Annotated in this window: 13 protein-coding genes; 12 read left to right on the top strand and 1 reads right to left on the bottom strand. The window is 44.7% G+C overall.

Annotated elements, in window-relative coordinates; translation table 11 throughout:
* The first annotated feature begins 28 nt into the window (after positions 1–28).
* From T357_RS0108300 to T357_RS0108260, 9 genes are all read left to right on the top strand, one after another.
* Positions 29–247 carry a hypothetical protein gene (locus T357_RS0108300; protein WP_031550870.1) on the top strand — a complete coding sequence of 73 codons (219 nt, stop codon included), beginning with the start codon at positions 29–31 and terminating at the stop codon, positions 245–247.
* Between the two features lie 71 nt (positions 248–318).
* Complete coding sequence (locus T357_RS0108295) at positions 319–1,959, top strand: carboxylesterase/lipase family protein (protein WP_031550867.1); 1,641 nt, start codon at positions 319–321, stop codon at positions 1,957–1,959.
* Positions 1,960–2,068: 109 nt separating this feature from the next.
* Entirely contained in the window at positions 2,069–3,724 is a 1,656-nt protein-coding gene (locus T357_RS0108290; protein ID WP_031550864.1) for an amidohydrolase, read from the top strand.
* A 69-nt stretch (positions 3,725–3,793) separates the two neighbouring features.
* The gene (locus tag T357_RS0108285; RefSeq protein ID WP_031550861.1) at positions 3,794–4,300 is read left to right on the top strand and encodes a hypothetical protein; all 507 of its coding nucleotides are present in this window, start codon (positions 3,794–3,796) and stop codon (positions 4,298–4,300) included.
* A gap of 67 nt (positions 4,301–4,367) precedes the next feature.
* Positions 4,368–5,084: an acetolactate decarboxylase gene (locus tag T357_RS0108280; protein WP_031550858.1), complete on the top strand. Its 717-nt coding sequence runs from the start codon at positions 4,368–4,370 to the stop codon at positions 5,082–5,084.
* Positions 5,085–5,252: 168 nt separating this feature from the next.
* Positions 5,253–6,566 (top strand): L-cysteine desulfidase family protein, encoded by a 1,314-nt coding sequence (locus T357_RS0108275; protein ID WP_044916510.1) that lies wholly within the window; start codon positions 5,253–5,255, stop codon positions 6,564–6,566.
* A 174-nt stretch (positions 6,567–6,740) separates the two neighbouring features.
* Positions 6,741–7,985, top strand: a complete 1,245-nt coding sequence (locus T357_RS0108270; protein WP_031550851.1) for a dicarboxylate/amino acid:cation symporter — start codon at positions 6,741–6,743, stop codon at positions 7,983–7,985.
* 141 nt (positions 7,986–8,126) lie between these two features.
* The gene (locus T357_RS0108265) at positions 8,127–8,882 is read left to right on the top strand and encodes an ABC transporter ATP-binding protein (RefSeq protein WP_044916507.1); all 756 of its coding nucleotides are present in this window, start codon (positions 8,127–8,129) and stop codon (positions 8,880–8,882) included.
* Positions 8,875–9,801 (top strand): SufB/SufD family protein, encoded by a 927-nt coding sequence (locus T357_RS0108260; RefSeq protein ID WP_031550845.1) that lies wholly within the window; start codon positions 8,875–8,877, stop codon positions 9,799–9,801. Before T357_RS0108265 ends, T357_RS0108260 begins: the two co-directional genes overlap by 8 nt.
* 89 nt (positions 9,802–9,890) lie before the next feature.
* Here T357_RS0108260 and T357_RS0108255 read toward each other — a convergent pair whose 3' ends face one another.
* Entirely contained in the window at positions 9,891–11,333 is a 1,443-nt protein-coding gene (locus T357_RS0108255) for a GGDEF domain-containing protein (protein WP_031550842.1), read from the bottom strand.
* A 236-nt stretch (positions 11,334–11,569) separates the two neighbouring features.
* On the opposite strand from T357_RS0108255, the gene T357_RS0108250 reads away from it, so the two are divergent.
* The 3 genes from T357_RS0108250 (at position 11,570) to T357_RS20210 (ending at position 18,296) form a co-directional block, all read left to right on the top strand.
* Entirely contained in the window at positions 11,570–13,345 is a 1,776-nt protein-coding gene (locus T357_RS0108250; RefSeq protein ID WP_031550839.1) for a sensor domain-containing diguanylate cyclase, read from the top strand.
* A 326-nt stretch (positions 13,346–13,671) separates the two neighbouring features.
* Positions 13,672–15,060: a citrate synthase gene (locus T357_RS0108245; protein ID WP_044916502.1), complete on the top strand. Its 1,389-nt coding sequence runs from the start codon at positions 13,672–13,674 to the stop codon at positions 15,058–15,060.
* Between the two features lie 215 nt (positions 15,061–15,275).
* Positions 15,276–18,296, top strand: coding sequence for an EAL domain-containing protein (locus T357_RS20210; protein ID WP_049962350.1), 3,021 nt, complete (start codon positions 15,276–15,278; stop codon positions 18,294–18,296).
* The last annotated feature ends 1 nt before the right edge of the window (position 18,297 follow it).

Genomic DNA, 18,297 nt, shown 5'->3' with positions numbered 1-18,297 from the left:
TTAGAGTGCTTTAGCGGTGAAAATGCAGATGAAAAAACTATTTACTATCGATGATTTTGCAGTCGCTTTTATTTCGGCACTCGGATATGGCTTTGGAGAAACAGTTACGAGGCTTCTGGAATGGCCAGGACCTGCCTGTATAGTCGCTTGCTTTGCTGTCGGAATAGCGGTGGAAGAGCTCATAAGCAAGATAATCTTCAGCAAGCCTGTGAATCTCTGGATGGAGAGTTTAAGGATTATCTATTGAAATTTGTGGAAGACTGATTACCGACAGCAAATAGCAGTAATTGGTATATCATTGAAAAGGAGACCAAAACAATGAGTGACAAGAAAAGGGAATTTAAGGATCTGGCCATTTTCGAACCGTACGAGTACTTAAACAGCGAAATCACCGGAGACTACGACAAGTCCCATGCCGTGAAATGCGTCAACGGCACCTTCGTTGGAACCGAGAATCACGGAGTAACGTCGTGGCTGGGCATCCCCTATGCGAAGCCGCCAGTGGGCGAGCGACGCTTCAAGGCACCGGAATATGTGGAAGCGAGCGACCGGGTATTTGAAGCAAGGTATTATGGTAAAGGTGCTTTCGGCTCACTCGGCTATGAGGATTGCATACAGAAGCTAATGTCCGAGGACTGCCTGTACCTTAACATCTGGGTCAACGCCGACGATAAGACCGAAAAGAAGCCTGTTATGGTCTGGATCCATGGCGGTGCGTACGTCGTCGGCTCGGGCTCGCAGATCTCCTATACCGGAGCCAATCTTGTTCAGGCACAAAGTGACATCATAATGGTGAACATTAACTACCGCCTGAATATGTACGGCTTCATGGACTTCTCGTCGGTACCCGGCGGCGAAAACTTCAAGACGGCACCCTGCAACGGTTTGCTGGATCAGGCAATGGCACTCAGGTGGGTGCATGAGAATATAGCCGCTTTTGGTGGCGATCCCGACAACGTGACTATCTTCGGACAAAGCGCCGGCGGCGGTTCAGTATCCATTCTTCCAGTCATGAAGGAAGCGAACCAGTATTTCCAGAAGGTTATCGCACAGAGCGGCTCCACCGGCCTGGCCTTCCCGGTCAACTGCGAATCCGCTCAGGGCAAGACTAAGGCGCTGCTCGAGTACACCGGCTGCAAGACCATGGACGACATCATGGCGCTGACCGAAGAGGAGCTCCAAAAGGCGTATGTCGATGCGGTCGGAAAGTTCACGTCCTGTCCATACTATGGAACCGAGGTGCTCCCTGAGGCACCCATCGAGCTGTACCGGAAGGGCTACGCAAAACACATTTCCATCATGGCAGGCAGTACGGCCGACGAGGCCAGGCTGTTCATGGGAGAGGGCGCAATGCTGAGCATGGAAGAGCAAAAGCTATTCGCCCAGCGCGCCGTGGGCGACGCAGTTCCCTACCTGAAGGAAGAGGACAAGAAGTATTACGAGGAGTTCCAGCGTGTCTGCAGGTTCCATGAACCGGGACTTATCGAGACGGAGTTCATAGATGAGCTCATGTTCAGGATTCCGATGCTCCAGCAGCTAGACGTGCAGAGCGCATTCAACAAGACGTTCTGCTACTATTGGTCGTACCCTGGCAGCAATCCAGATATAGGTGCAGCACATTCCGTGGAGCTCATATTCGTGTTCAATCTTCGTGACATCGGGACAAGCAGCGCCTTTAACGGCACAAACATCTCCGATGAGATCTACACGGCGGTTCTGCAGACGTGGACCAATTTCGCACGCTGCGGCAACCCGTCGACCGACCGGATCGAATGGAAGGCATACTCGGCGGATGAACAGAACGTCCTGGATATCGCCGGGCCGGGTGACATACGTATCAAGAAGGATCTTCTTGCCGACCAGTACAAGGCCGTGCTCCCTTTGCTCGGCTACTACCAGTTCATGGACAAGTACTTTACCCCCTGTTACCTTACAGATATCATCGCCGCACGCAAGTAAAGATTTTTGACATTTTGACAGCATGACCAAACGAGGAGATGCGTATCTTATCGAATAGAAAGTAACTTGGTTTTATCATACAAAAATTCAATAGCGAAAGGAAATTGATATGAAAGCAGACAAGATCATCAAGAACGCGAAAATCTTCACATCAGACAAGGACAAGCCACAGGCAACAGCTCTTGTGGTAAAGGACGGCAAATTTGTCTATGTGGGCGATGAATCAGGACTTACGGATTATGATGGAGATGTTACAGATCTCGGTGGAAAGTTCATCATGCCGGGAATCATTGACAGCCACATGCATATTACAATACCGGTCGGATTCGAGTATGCCGATATGGGAGAACGCATTGAGCCAGATGGCAAACAGGAAGCATTGGACATTATGACCAAACGTATCAAAGAGAATCCCGGACAGAAGCGCTACAGATTCCTTATGGAGAAAAAATTTCTGAAAGGTGAGGATATAGTAAAGGAGGATCTCGATGCGATCTGTCCTGATGCCGAGCTTCAGATCCAGGAAGGAGAGGGACACAGTATCTGGGTGAATTCAAAGATCCTTGAGCGGCATGGCATTACAGATGATACGCCGGATCCCATACCTGGACTTGCTATTTATGTGCGTAAGGACGGACATGTAACCGGAAATTGTATTGAAGGCGCAGCGGAAGTACCTATCATTCTCGACAGTTCCATGGAACTTACCGATGAGCAGGTTGATGCAGCACTCCAACGCTGGATCGATTTTTCAGTCGAATATGGCGTGTGTGCAGTATTTGATGCCGGCCTTCCGGGGGATATGAAATTCCATGAGAAGGTCTATAAACGTCTTCGTGCTCTTGATGAACAGGGAAAACTCCCCGTTTATATTGACGGAAGCCTTGTTATCAATGCAGAGAAGGATGCTGAGGAGGGTCTGGAACAGGTGAAGCGCTTCCGGGATGAGTACAATACAGAGCATTTAAAGGTTCATACCATGAAGATCTTCATGGATGGTACCCAGAAGATCCATACCGCAGCTATGGTTACGCCTTATGTGGATGTCCATACACTTGGAACTACTGCTTTTTCCGCAGAGGGAATGTGCGAACTTTTGAAGAATCTCAATGAGGCGGGTCTGGATCTTCATCTTCACACGGTGGGAGAGCGTGCTTCACGTACGGTACTGGATGGTGTGGAGATGGCCAGAAAAGAAATGGGAGACAGCTTAAAGGTGAGAGTAACCTGCGCTCACCTGGAGATTCAGGATGACGCAGATCTTGATCGTTTCGCGAAGCTTGGCGTAATCGCGAATTTTACACCGCACTGGCACGCCGGGGACACTTCTTTCAGTGCTACCTGGCTCGGTGAGGAACGCTCCAGAAAGCAGTTCCGCTGCAAAACAATATGGGACACCGGCGCTCTGGTAGCATGGTCAAGCGACAATATCACTTTCATGGACTTTACGACATGGAATCCATATCTTGGTATGGAAGTCGGCATGACACGAAAGATTACCGAAAAGACCAGAAATTATGAATTCACAAGATGCTCTACGATATTCCCTCCGGAAAATGAGAGAATGAACATTGAAGAAATGCTGCTGGGATTTACGATCAACGGTGCAAAGCAGCTTGGTATAGAAGCTTCTAAGGGATCCATCACAGTCGGTAAGGATGCCGACTTCCTGGTGTTCGACAATGACCTTCTTACGGCAGAGCACGAGGGATTTAGCTTCAACAAGCCAAAGGATGTATATTTTGGCGGAAAGAAAATGAACTAAAGTTTATCAAACCTGATCCTATGAACTCTGATACATATTGGAATATGAGCATTTTTAAGGAGGCTCACTATGGTTGAATTAACCACCGGAAGAATAAATCAGATTCTTCATGAAGAAACCGCAGGCAAGGAGGACCTTGCAACGATTCTCCGCGGCATTTATACCAGATACATGCATCTCTATGAGGAATACTTTTCGGATATAGATTCACTTAATGACGATAAAATCGCTGAGCTTAAAAAATATAATGAAGAAACCATTAGTCTGGCAAAGCATTATTATCTGGACATCCCTCTTGATGTTTGTGAAGATCTTTTGGACTTCGAAAAAGAATACGGCGTCAATCTGCTTGGGCCTGATTGGCATAAGTATCTTTATGATGCCTATAAGGAGTTTACAGAATATCATGATGGCAAAAATAAAGATGAAAATATGAAAGCATTCAGGGCTCATGCTCTGGAGAACTTCTATGAGTCAATGGATAGTATTTTCAGAGAAAGTTTCGGCACAGATAGTAAAAATGCAGAAGGTGCTATGAGCGTGATAAAAAGTTTATTTTTTGACGATGACAAGTAAAGTAAGCTGAAACTGCTGCTTTCAGGACACGGCAGATTTTTATTTTAAAATCAGGAGATAGAAGCAGATGGATAACAATAAAATGTATCAGGTCTCAACATTGCAGGCACTTGCTCTGGGATACAGTCGTGCTGTAATAACAGTTGAAGATCTTCTGAAGGAAGGCGATACAGGACTCGGAACCTTTGAAGATGTGAATGGGGAAATGATCCTCATGGACGGACATTGTTACAGGGCGGATCAATACGGAAATATAACTATAGTTCCTCCCGGGACAGGTGTACCATTTGCCGCTGTGGCTAAATCTTATGGTGAGCAGCAATTTCCCCTTAAGAGTATGCCGGATTTCAACTCCATAAAAACAGAATTGAATCTGAAGATAGAAGAGAGGTTCGGTCTTAACAGTATGCATATCGTGAAGATAGATGGGGAGTTTGAAAAGGTGGATGCAAGATCCGAAGCTCCTTACAGATCACATCATGTCACCCTGAAAGAAGTTCTCAGCATGAACCAGGAAGCATTCATTTTTGAGAATATCCGCGGTTCACTAGTGGGCGTATATTTCCCGGATTATATGGACGGAATCAATATGCCCGGATGGCATCTTCATTTCCTTTCCGAAGACAGAACCAAAGGCGGACATGTCTTTGATGTCAGCATAAAAGAGGGCCTTGCGAAAGTAGACAAGATCACCAATATCTATATAAATCTTCCTAAAGACCCGGCTTTTGACACCTATACTCTCAAGCAGGATCTGCAGAAAGAAATTAAATCTATAGAGTAAATTAAAGAAGACCATCGGGGACGGTTCTCGCCGGATAGAACCGTCCCCGATGGTCTTTTTGAAATAACAGGAAAAACCACCTCTATATCGCTTTGATATCATAATTTTTGGTTATATAATCTATAACGAACACTGAGTTGTCAGAAAGTATAACATCAGGAGGTAATTATGGAAGAGGTATCACTCAGTAAGGAACTGATGGACAATTATACCGATATTCTCCGAAATGAACTGATCCCTGCCATGGGATGTACAGAGCCTATCGCCATTGCCTATGCAGCTGCTATGGCAAGAAAGGTTCTGGAGGATGAACCGGTCCATATCACCATCAATTGTTCCGGCAATATGATCAAGAATGTAAAGGGCGTTAAGGTTCCCAATTCCAGTGGTCAGAGAGGCATCGAGGTTGCAGCTACACTTGGAGTTGTAGGCGGTAATCCGGATAAAAAGCTGGAGGTTATAGCAGCGGTTACAGATGAGGACCGTGAGAAGACCAGAGAGCTGGTTTCTGAAAATTTCTGTGATTGTAACTATGTCGAGAATGTTCCCAATCTGTATATTCAGGCTGTCATCAGGAGCAAAGATCATGAAGCCGAGGTTGTGATAGCAGAGCATCACACAGACATTAAACTTATCAAAAAGGATGGTAAGGTGCTGGTAGAGCATGGCACAAAGAATGAGTATTCGGAATCTATTCATTCCGGAGACAGAAGCCTCATGAGCTTCAAGGGACTTCTTGATTATGCAAATCAGGTGGACCTTTCAGAGGTTGAGGATATACTGAACCGTCAGATAAAGATGAATTCCGCTATTGCACAGGAAGGTCTGGATAACCCCTGGGGTGCCAGCGTCGGAAAGACCATCCTTGAGAGCTTCGGGAATAATGTCAAGTCCCGTGCCTGTGCTTGCGCCGCAGCAGGATCCGACGCCAGAATGTCGGGATGCCCCATGCCGGTAGTTATAAACTCCGGCTCCGGTAATCAGGGAATCACAGTAACCATGCCGGTTGTGGTATACGCAAAGGAGTTCCTGATCTCAGATGAAAAGCGTATGCGTGCACTCATTGTCTCAAATCTTGTGTCTATCTATATAAAGCATTATATCGGCGCCCTTTCTGCATTCTGCGGAGCGGTAAGTGCTTCCTGCGGAGCCGGAGCAGCCATTACCTACATGAGCGGCGGAGATTATGCCCACATTGCAAAGACTATTACCAATACCATTGCCAATGTAGGCGGAATCGTATGTGACGGTGCAAAGCCAAGCTGTGCTGCCAAGATTGCTGCCTCTGTTCATGCAGCTATACTTGCCCACTACATGAGTATGAATGATAAGTCATTCCAGCCCGGCGAAGGTATCGTTGAAGCTGATGTTGAACAGACCATCAAGAACATGGGCTACATCGGAAAGATAGGTATGATGCCTACAGATAAGGAGATTCTCAATGTCATGACCGACAGGGTTGACGTTGGTGCCTGTCTGTAATTAAAACCGTGGGATTATTTGTGCAAATTGTATATTTTGCACTGGATATATCAGATATAATTGTGTATTATATATTAGGAAATAATAAAAATGCCGGTTATTAGGGGCCGGCATTAAACACCGGCCATTTAAAAATCTAAAGCCGGTGTTCCCTAAAAAAAGGAGGACATGGGGATGGAAAAGAAAGGCTTTATTCACAGTTTACCGTTTAAGCTTCTGTGTGCCCTGGCTTTGGGTATCATAGTCGGACTTGCACTGAACGCTTCGGACGGCTCAGCATTATCAACCGCAGTACTAAACGTGCTTGTATGCGTTAAGTACATCGTGGGACAGTTCATCAGTTTCTGCGTACCGCTTATCATAATCGGATTTATCGCACCCTCGATTACAAGACTTGGAAACAACGCATCAAGAATGCTTATGGTTGCACTTTGCATCGCTTATGTTTCATCCATCGGTGCAGCATTCTTCGCAACAGCATCAGGCTATGCGATCCTTCCCCATATGGCTATCAACCCTGAGGTTGACGGACTTAAGGAGCTCCCTTCACCTGTATTTGCGCTTGATATCCCGCAGATCATGCCGGTTATGTCAGCATTATTCTTCTCAGTGCTGGTAGGACTTGCGGCAGCATGGAATTCAAGTAAGTACATCACAAACATTCTGGAGGAGTTCCAGGGTATCGTTCTCAGCATCGTAACAAAGTTTGTTATCCCGGTACTTCCGATCCTTATCGGAACAACCTTCTGCACACTCGCTTATGAGGGAACAATCACAAAGCAGCTTCCGATATTCCTTGCAATTATCATCATCGTAATGATAGGACATTATATCTGGCTTGCACTTCTTTACGGTATTGCAGGTGCATATTCAGGAAGAAATCCTATGAACATCCTGAAGAATTACGGTCCTGCATACATGACCGCCGTTGGTACAATGTCATCGGCCGCAACACTTTCAGTTGCTCTTCAGTGTGCAAAGAAATCAGAGCCTACATTGAGAAGCGACATGGTAAGCTTTGGCATCCCGCTTTTTGCAAACATTCATCTTTGCGGATCTGTTATGACTGAGACCTTCTTCGTTATGGCAGTATCAAAGATGCTTTACGGAACCTTCCCTCCGGTATCCAAGATGATACTTTTCTGTCTGCTCCTCGGTGTATTCGCCATCGGAGCTCCCGGTGTTCCGGGCGGAACTGTTATGGCGTCTCTTGGTCTTATCATCAGCGTGCTTGGCTTCGATGAGACCGGAACCGCACTTATGCTCACAATCTTCGCACTTCAGGATTCCTTCGGTACAGCATGTAACGTAACCGGAGACGGTGCCCTTTCACTTATCCTTACAGGTTATGCTGAGAAGCACGGTATCTCGGAAGAGTCTGATGAAATGAAGAAAGCTTCAGGATCGAAAATAGCATAATAAGCAAAACAGGTTGATCCTCGGGATTCACTAAAATCCCGAGGATCTTTTTGTATTTCTTAGATAAATACATTATTTCTCTAGAAAACCACATTCCAGTGTGATACTATAGTGAAACACTAGGATATCGGAGGTTATAGTATGCTTGAATTACAAAATGTCTCCTTCCAGGTAGATACGGAAGGGCAGGACAAGGAAATCATCAGAGACATCACTTTATCGATCCCTGATGATAAGCTGGTTGTCATAACAGGACCAAACGGAGGAGGAAAGTCCACACTTGCGAGACTTATAGCAGGTATCGAAAAACCCACATCCGGAAAGATCCTTTTTAACGGAGAGGACATAACTGACATGTCCATCACAGACAGAGCGAAAAAGGGAATTGGCTTTGCTTTCCAACAGCCCGTAAAATTCAAAGGCATACAGGTTTTTGATCTTATAAAGCTTGCTACCGGAAAGAATATCTCCATCGCAAACGCCTGCAATTACCTTTCAGAGGTTGGCCTTTGTGCAAGAGATTACATTAACCGCGAGGTTAACAGCAGCCTCTCCGGCGGAGAATTAAAGCGTATCGAAATCGCAACGGTTCTTGCCAAAGCATCAAAGCTCTCTGTTTTCGATGAGCCTGAGGCAGGCATCGACCTCTGGAGTTTCCAGAATCTCATAGAGGTATTCCAGCGCATGAGAAAGAACATCCAGGAAAGCTCCATCCTCATCATTTCTCATCAGGAGAGAATCCTTAACATAGCAGATGAGATCATAGTTATAAGAGACGGTAATGTTGTTAAGCGTGGTGCTAAGGATGAGGTGCTTCCTGAGCTTATGGGCACAACCTCAGCCGTTCCTGCCTGCAAAACTATCGAAAAGGTAATGGGAGGTGAGAAGGATGCTTAAGCTTGACGAAATTCAGAAGAGACTCCTTAAGGAGGTTGCAGATCTTCACAAGGTTCCGGAAGGTGCCTACAACATCCGTTCAAACGGAACTTCCGCAGGACGTGTTTCCACAGAAAACATTGAGATCACACCAAGGGAAGACGGACAGGGTCTGACCATCCGCATTAAGCCCGGCACAAAGAACGAGAGCGTTCATATCCCTGTTGTTATGACCCAGACAGGACTTAAAGAGATAGTGTACAACGACTTCTATATCGGTGAAGATGCCGATGTAACCATCGTTGCAGGATGCGGAATCGATAACTGCGGTTCCCAGGATTCAGAGCATGATGGTATCCATCGTTTTTATGTGGGTAAGAATGCTCACATCCGCTATGTGGAGAAGCATTATGGTTCCGGTACAGGAAGCGGTAAGAGGATCCTTAACCCGGGCACAGAGGTTTACCAGGAAGAGGGCAGTTCAGTTGAGATGGAGATGGTTCAGATCAAGGGTGTGGATGATACAAACCGTTCCACAACCGCTGAACTTGCTGCCGGCGCAAAGCTTGTGGTGAGAGAGCGTCTCATGACTCACGGAGACCAAAAGGCCTACAGTACTTATGTTGTAAACCTTAACGGAGAGGGAGCCAGCGCCGATGTTGTTTCCAGATCCGTAGCAAGAGATGATTCATACCAGAAATTTGATGCGAAGCTTGTGGGTAATGCTGCCTGCTCAGGTCACACAGAGTGTGATTCCATCATCATGGACAAAGGTAAGATCCTTGCGGTTCCCGCTCTTGAGGCCAATGATCTCGACGCAGCACTTGTGCATGAAGCCGCCATCGGAAAGATCGCGGGCGACCAGATCATCAAGCTGATGACTCTCGGTCTCACTGAAGCTGAGGCAGAAGAGCAGATCATAAACGGATTCCTGAAGTAAAACATAAAATTTGTTTCCGATATTTAAAAATACTAAAGCCGGCGGGCATACCATTTTAATGGATGCCCACCGGCTCTTTCTTATCGTAATTATTCTTTTTTATACACAGCACACTGTGCTTTTCCGTTTTCCTTGGCTTTATATACTGCTGTATCAGCATTATCAAAACAGTTTTTTATGGTATCATGAGGCTGAATGTCAGCGATGCCGCAGCTGAAGGATACTGTCTGCTTAGTTTCCCTGGCCATTATGGATTCCTGTATGCCATTCATTATCTTCAGTGCCTCGCCGGAATCCCGGAAGATCACACCGGCAAATTCATCTCCGCCCCATCTTGCCACACGTCCCTCGGTTCCGATACCGTTTTTCAACTCATCAGCCACCATACGAAGCACTGTATTTCCGTACAGATGACCGTAAGTGTCATTAAAAGACTTGAAATTGTCTATATCCAGAACAAAAAATGAGGCTTTGGACTTTTTAAACCAGGATTTGGAATATCTTTCAAAGTCCTCCTTGAAGATTTTATTATTTTGAAGTCCGGTTACATCATCCGTATTGAGACTGATCGCTGTCATCCTCTGAAGCTTTATGAGGAAGGTAAAACTTATGATTACATATATGATCAGTATGATAATCATAAAAGCTATGCGCTGAGCAGATTTTTTTAAAAATCCCCGAATGGTCTCTGTAGTATCTTTTTTAACTACAATGTTCCATTTCATTTCATCATTCTTTTTGACGCAATAGCAGTTACTTCCTATTGTGAAGCGTTTTCCTTCTTCAGGAACTTCACCTACTATATCATCCTTGATAACACCCATCTTTTTCACGGCATCGGCCACATTCATAAAAGCCCCGTTGCTGTCAAAAAAGGAGGAAAGTGCATTACCCGAATTAACAACACATATATCTACACCCAGTCGCCCCGTCAGATCATCTATAAAATCCTGAAACCCTTTTATCTCTCTGCCCGATCCCACAACTCCAAGGGTTTTCCCTTCCAAGTCCTTAACGAGACAGTTCACAAAGATAGTTACGTTATAATCATTTACCTCATCTCGGTCAACCTGTATATCATAGTCATTATTGAGATTAAGAAAATTAAAATACCATACATCATAATCAGACGCCGGAGAGACAGTCCTGTTGAGGCCTCCGTCATAGTAATAATTCCAGGTTTTGTCTGAAACAAAAAAAACCACATCGTAATCGTACTTTTCCTTGTAATTCTTAAGATAACGGTACAGCACCTGGTGATGTGCCGAATCAACATCATTTGTTTCTTCCATACACCATTCCTTAAGGAAAAGATCATTGGCCATCATCTCGCCTGCGACACGCTGTGATAATGAAAAATTCGTGATCTGGGCATTGATGTCTACGGCAGCCATTTCCGCGTCATTCTGTGCCTGTTTAAAAGCCAGTTCCTTAAAATAGGCATATTCATTGGTCTGGATACCAAAAAAAACCGCAAGGGCCATGAAAATTATAATTAAATTGGCTATCAGATAAGCATTTTTATTCTTCATACATGTCCTCATAAAAGCATTAAACCGCTTTTCTACATATATCATCGTAAAAAAACCTCAAAATAATAAGCCCGAAAAACGGTGTTTCCAAAATCACCGCCTTTTTAAACTGATAAAAATCAGAAAACTGCCGACAGATAACATATAGATTTTGTATTCACAAAACGTTCTGCAGCTTTTTCATGTGATATAAAAGCTGTTTTATTGATACAGGAATAACCAAAAGGAGACTATGGATGAAACAGTTTCAAGTTACTTTTCAAAAACCGGAAGACTCCGTGGAAGCCTTACATAAATTAAGAGAACAAACCGGTCCGGGGCAGGAAGATCATTTACTTTTTCAGCTTTTCAGCAGATCTCTGGAAAGAGATGCCATCGAGTATGTTTGTAAGAAGCTGGAAAATGAATTCCCCGGTGCCGCCTATGTCGGTTGTTCAACGGCAGGGAGCATCATTGAGGGGGATCTGAGCACAGATACTTATGCTCTGGTTTGCACCTTGTTTGAATCACCTACAGCAAAAGTGGATGTAAAACAGTATCGTCTGGATATGGAAAGTGTTGACGGTGTTATGCCAAAGGTTGCCAGCTTTGCCAATGAGAACAGCTGGGTTAAAGCCATACTTTTTTATACTACGGTATGGAAAACTTCCATGACAAAGCTGTGCACCGGTCTTGATGAAGTAAGATCTGACGTCCGTATCATGGGCGGCGGAGCTTTCAATGCTGCTCTGGATTCCTTCTCCTCCTATGTGCTTTCAAATGGAGGAAACGCTGCTGATCACAGTATAGTATTTGTTTTCATAGGCGGAGATGATCTGGTTGTGAACAGCAGATATATCAGCGGCTGGAAACCCCTTGGCAAATATATGGACATTACGAAAGCAATGGGTAATGTCCTTCAGGAAATCGATGGTGTCAGTGCATTCAACATTTACCACAGATACCTGAAAATCGAAAATGACGATACTTTTTTATACAATACCCTTGAATTCCCATACATCATCAAGAGAAACGGAATCGACATCCTCCGTCACCCTCAGCAATGTCTGAAGGACGGATCTCTTGTCATGGCTTCTGATGTGGAGAATACTTCAAAGATCAGACTTGCTTACGGAGATCCTGTAACCATCATGGAATCCATATATCAGAATATCCGGGAAATACAAAAAGAAGACCCTGATGTCATCATGATCTTTTCATGTGCCGGAAGAAAAGCCTTCTGGGGAGACAGTGAGATCGGAAATGAAACCAAAGCCTTTGAGACTATAGCACCTTCATCTGGTTTCTATACCATAAGTGAATTCCTGAGAACGGATGACAACGTAAATCAGCACAATCTTACTCTGGTCATCGCTACCCTGAAGGAAATGATCCCGGGAAGAGAGCACCGGAAAAAAACCGCCTGTGAGGAGATTCATGGCAGTAAGAGACTTTCAACCGTTGAGCGTCTTGCAAACTTTATAGAACAGGCTACAAGTGAACTTGAAACCGCCAACGAACAACTCTCAGACATGAATCAGAAACTCAGCAACATGGCTATCACTGACGGACTGACACAGCTGCTTAATCGCGGCGAGATCCAGAGGAGGATAACTGAAGCTGCTGAGTCAGATTCTTATGAAACTGTTTCACTTGTCATGATGGATATCGATAATTTCAAAAAGGTTAACGATAACTTCGGACATAATGAAGGTGATTATGTAATCCGAACTCTGGCAGAGGTTATGAAGAAACAAACCTCGGAAATAACCGATGCTTCGGCAGGACGATGGGGTGGTGAAGAATTCATGATACTGCTTCCCGGAATGGGTAAGGAAAAAGCATATGAAATTGCAGAAGCAATCCGAAAGGCCTTTTCTGACATCACATTTCCTCTGGCCGGAAACTGCACCATAAGTCTGGGTGTTGCAGAAAACCAGAACCGGGAAACCGGAGACAGCCTTGCTTCCCATGCGGATCAGGCGCTCTATGAAGCAAAAAATACAGGCAAAAACAAAACTGTGATCTATTAATGATTGTATAACTCTTTTTCCCCAATATCGGACAGGTCGGTGCTTTACCGCCTGTCCGATATTATTTCTTCTCATAATATTCATACGAGATTCTTTATCTGAGATACGTCTCTTATCAACAATACGAATAATCAATATTACCAAAAAGAATATAAGACGTAATTGACATGTCCTTTATTTAAGGCGTATAATTTGCATTATATTAAAGGACATATTAATTGTGTCTTTTATTTAGCAACTTGAATCTATGACTACAAGTGTTGTGTCAGCCATTTGGAAAACATATTTTTAACGGTTGGCATACCTACAAGGGGAAGGGGAACAATATGAGTAACGCTGCATTTACAAAAGAGACAACAGAAGCCATAAGGACTTTATATTTTGATGACAGCATCCTGGCACGCTTCTTTGGAAAATCCTCAAACTACACGGATATCCCGGGTGAACTTTACGGAACCTACAATGTTAAGAAAGGTCTCAGGAATGAAGATGGCACCGGCGTTCTCGTAGGACTTACCAGAGTTTCGGACGTAGTCGGCTACGTTAAAGACAAAGACGGCAAGGTTTCTCCCTGTGACGGAGACCTTTTATACAGAGGCTATAGTGTAAACGACCTTATCAATAACCGTCAGGGTAACTTTGGTTTTGAAGAAACCTGCTTCCTCCTGCTTTTCGGTTTCCTTCCGGATGAAAAGCAGCTCAGTAATTTCAAAGGCTGTTTATCCGACAGATATTCTCTTCCGGACAATTTCCTTATAAATGAAATACTCAGTTCTCCATCACTTAACCTGATGAATCGTCTTCAGACCCTTACACTTCAGCTCTACAACTACGACGATTCTCCTGATGATACTGATGTTTACGAGACTTTGAGAAAAGGCTTAAACCTCATTGCGAAGCTTCCGACTCTTGCCTGCTACGCTTATCAGTCAAAGCTTCACAAGGTGTACCGCAATTCTCTCATCATTCATAACCCTAATGTAAATTATTCCATAGCCGAAAACATCCTGCAGATGCTTCGTCCCGATGGAAAATTCACAAATAAGGAAGCCAATCTTCTGGATGCCCTGCTGGTTATCCATGCGGACCACGGCGGCGGAAACAACTCAACCTTCACAAACGTAGTGGTAGGTTCAACCGGTACCGATCTTTATTCGGCTATCTGTGCAAGCCTCGGCTCCTTAAAGGGTCCCAAGCACGGCGGTGCCAATATCTCCGTATCCAGGATGATGGAAGAGGTGATCTCTGTCACAGGCTTCACAAATGATAAGGCAAAGATCCGTAAGGTTGTCACAGATCTCATCGACGGCAAGCTTTACGACCATTCGGGACTTATCTACGGCTTTGGACATGCGGTATATACATTATCAGATCCGCGTGCAGAGATACTTCGTGACCTTTGCCGCAATCTTGCCGCTGAAAAGGGAATGATGCCTACTTTCAATTTCTACAAGTTATTTGAAGATACCGTTCACGAAGTGCTTTCAGAGAAAAAGAAGAAGCCGCTGCCTACCAATGTTGACTTCTATTCAGGTCTTGCTTACAGCATGCTTGGAATACCTGATGAACTCTATACACCGCTTTTTGCAATAGCACGTGTTGCGGGCTGGGTATCCCACAATATGGAGAACAAGCTTTACGACGGCCGCATCATGCGTCCTGCAACGAAATATGTCGGAGAGCTGAAGGAATTCAAACCCATAAACGAAAGATGATTTTTCCACAGCAGGAGGGCATCCGGTTAAACCCGGAATGCCCTCTTATTTCGTCTTAAAACTTGTGACACATTTGTGACTTAAATGTGATATTATAGTATCAGAAATATTTTTTGTACGTGACCGGTATCAGGAAAGTTTTTTCTCGCCGGCATTGATATTAACATCAAAGCTCAACGATATTTTTACACATACTATCACGGAGCTGAATAAATATGGATGATCCTGCAAATATAACTGATTTAAGTCATATAGATAAACAATTTCATTCTTTCAATGTCCCTGTGGAGCTTCAGTTCGACCCGCTGACAGGGCTTCTTAGTCGTCGCTCATTTCTGAAAAAAGCTCAAAATGATATCCCCGGACTTATAAAACGATACGGTCAGGCAGTTGTCCTAACCCTTGACTTAAAAGACATGAAGGGTTTCAACACAAGCTTCGGTCAGGAGGCAGGAGACCTTCTGCTCTGCAGTATATCGAATATCCTGAAGCAGCATTTCGGTAAGGAATACTGCTCAAGGTTCGGTGAAGACCGTTTCTACGTCTTCACCCGTGCAGTAGGCATCGATATCGAGCTAAACGGAATCATTAAACAGATACAGAATATCAACAATGGACACACCCTGCCCGTACGTATAGGTATCTATGGTATTGAGGATGAGAACATCTCCGTGGACGTTGCCTGCAACAGGGCCCGTATGGCCTGCGATACCCTCAGGAATAATTACAATTCCGGTTTCGTATGGTTTGACGAAAAACTGGCAGACGAAAATACCAAAAAGGACTATCTGGTCAGAAACCTGGATGCTGCCATCAATAACGGATGGATCCGGATATGTCTGCAGCCTGTAATGCGTACCCTCACAGGTGAGCTCTGTGGTTTTGAAGCTCTTTCCCGCTGGGATGACCCGACTTATGGATTACTTTATCCCAATGACTTTATACAGCTTTTGGAACTGAACAGAATTTCCTATAATCTTGATTTTTATGTGGTAAAGGAGGTTGCGAAGCTCCTTAAGGAAAGACAGGAAAACGGACTCCCTGTGGTTCCTATTTCTGTTAACCTTTCCCGAACCGACTTTGTTTTCAACGACCCTGTAACAGATATATCCACGCTTACGGAAGCCCTGGGGATACGTAAAAGTCTCATAAACATTGAAATAACCGAAACCTCTCTGGTTTCCGATAACGGTATCATCTCGAGGAATATCGACAGATTCCACGACGAAGGCTTCCAGGTTTGGATGGACGATTTCGGAAGCGGTTATTCCTCCCTTAATGTTCTTAAGGATTATCTCTTTGACGAGATAAAGATAGATATGGGTTTCTTCACCAATTTCAACGACAAGGCGAAGACCATAGTGTCCATGATCGTTGAAATGTCGAAGAAGCTTGGCATGCACACATTGGCAGAGGGAGTTGAGACAGAAGAACAGCTCAGTTTCCTTAGAAGCATCGGCTGCGAAAAGATCCAGGGTAATCTCTTCGGAAGTGCCGTTCCCTGCGATATCCTCATGAAGGAACTGAAAAAGAAAGGCTACAGGTGGGAGTCAAGAAGTGTTTCCGTCATGTACGACAAAGCAGGTCTCACCAATGTCATCGTTGACAATCCGGTGGCGCTGCTCCTTCATGATGGCAAATACTTTAAGGGACTATACAGCAATGAAGAGTTTAATGAAACTCTTTTGACCGCCGGTTATAAGGATATTCAGTCTCTGGAAGCTGACATGAACCATCCTGAGAGTCCCAAGGGCAGAAAGTGCCGGGATCTTGCCTTCAAGGCAAAAAACAACAACGAGGAAGAATATATGACATTCCTTGCCAACGGCAACTACTACAAGCTTTCCTTCAGGGTTCTTTCTTCCTCAGACGATCTTTCCGTGATATTTGCTACCATGGACAGTCTGGTATATGAGCAGGAGCGGCAGTTCACCTCCGAACTGGATGCCCTTGCCAGAAAGATAATGTTTAATTATGACCGCATTCACTACGTAGACCTCGACGAACACAAGGGGACCATCATATCTACCAATATACCTTCTGAGACCGTGGGAAGTACCATCGAAACTCCGGAAACCTACTACTCGGATAATGTTTCAAGATATATCCATCCAAGTGAGCAGGATCGGTGGAAGAGATTCGTCTCTCCGGAAAATATCAAAAACAAGCTGAGAGAGTACAAGAACGGCAACTTCTCGGCATTATTCCGCATGCGACAGGTGAACGGAAGTTATGAATGGACAGAGTTTACCGTTACCTCCTTCAGAGGTGACAATGCACACAAACTCCTTGTCAGCTCAAAGCCTGCCATCATTAATGACCCGGAAGTTATGTGGATCATCGAAGGACTGCTCAAGAATGGTGCCACCGCTTCCGACCGTCACATTGAGGCGGAAAATGCCTGGGACATACTCACCAATAAGAGTTCTTACAGAATTTTCTGGAAGGATACGGAACTTCGCTATGTGGGAGCAAGCAAAGCATTTTACGATTATTACGATCTGACTCCCGAAAAGCTTATAGGCAGAACAGACGCGGAGCTTGATTTCCGGATCGACAGCGCCTCCGGCAGAAACATTGACAAGGAAGTAATAAACAAGGGTGAAGCAGTCATAAAGGCCCTGGGCAAAAATGTTGTGGACGGAGTGGTTCATCATGTGGCAGTAAACAAGTATCCGATGTATAATAAAGGTAAAATATGTGGTCTTATTGGATTCTTTGTGGACACTGAAGAGCCTGATAATGGCAATGAAGCCCGCCGGCTGGATCTCGAAGATCCGGTTACCGGACTTATGAACGTGAAGGGGCTTATGATTGCCATGCTGGATCTCGATGATATCTATAAAAAGACTCGGGAGAACTATGCGCATATCTCTTTTTCCATAAGGGAATACTCCGGCATCGTGGAAGATTACGGTGATGCTGCTGCACAGACACTTCTGAAAAAAACAGCAGACATTCTGAGATCTGTTTTCAATACCGGTTTTATTCTTTCAAGAACCAATGGAGGTCAGTTTTCTATATGCAGAAAAACCACAAGCTTTAACGGCATGATGGATCTTGTACAGAAAGCAGAGGCCGAAATACACCGGATCGATATGTTAAACGGCTTTAAATGTACCATTCATGCTGATTTCGGCATGGCCAGAGCTTCCGAATGCAGCTCTGTTCAGGATCTGGTAAATCTTTCCTATACCAGAATGAGGAAGAACAGAGGGCAGGACTATGAGGCCTGAT

Origin of the sequence: Oribacterium sp. FC2011, assembly GCF_000701645.1 — a bacterium.
Classification (GTDB): Bacteria; Bacillota; Clostridia; order Lachnospirales; family Lachnospiraceae; genus Oribacterium.
Note: the sequence above shows the minus strand (reverse complement) of the source record. Positions and strands in the feature narration are given on the sequence as shown.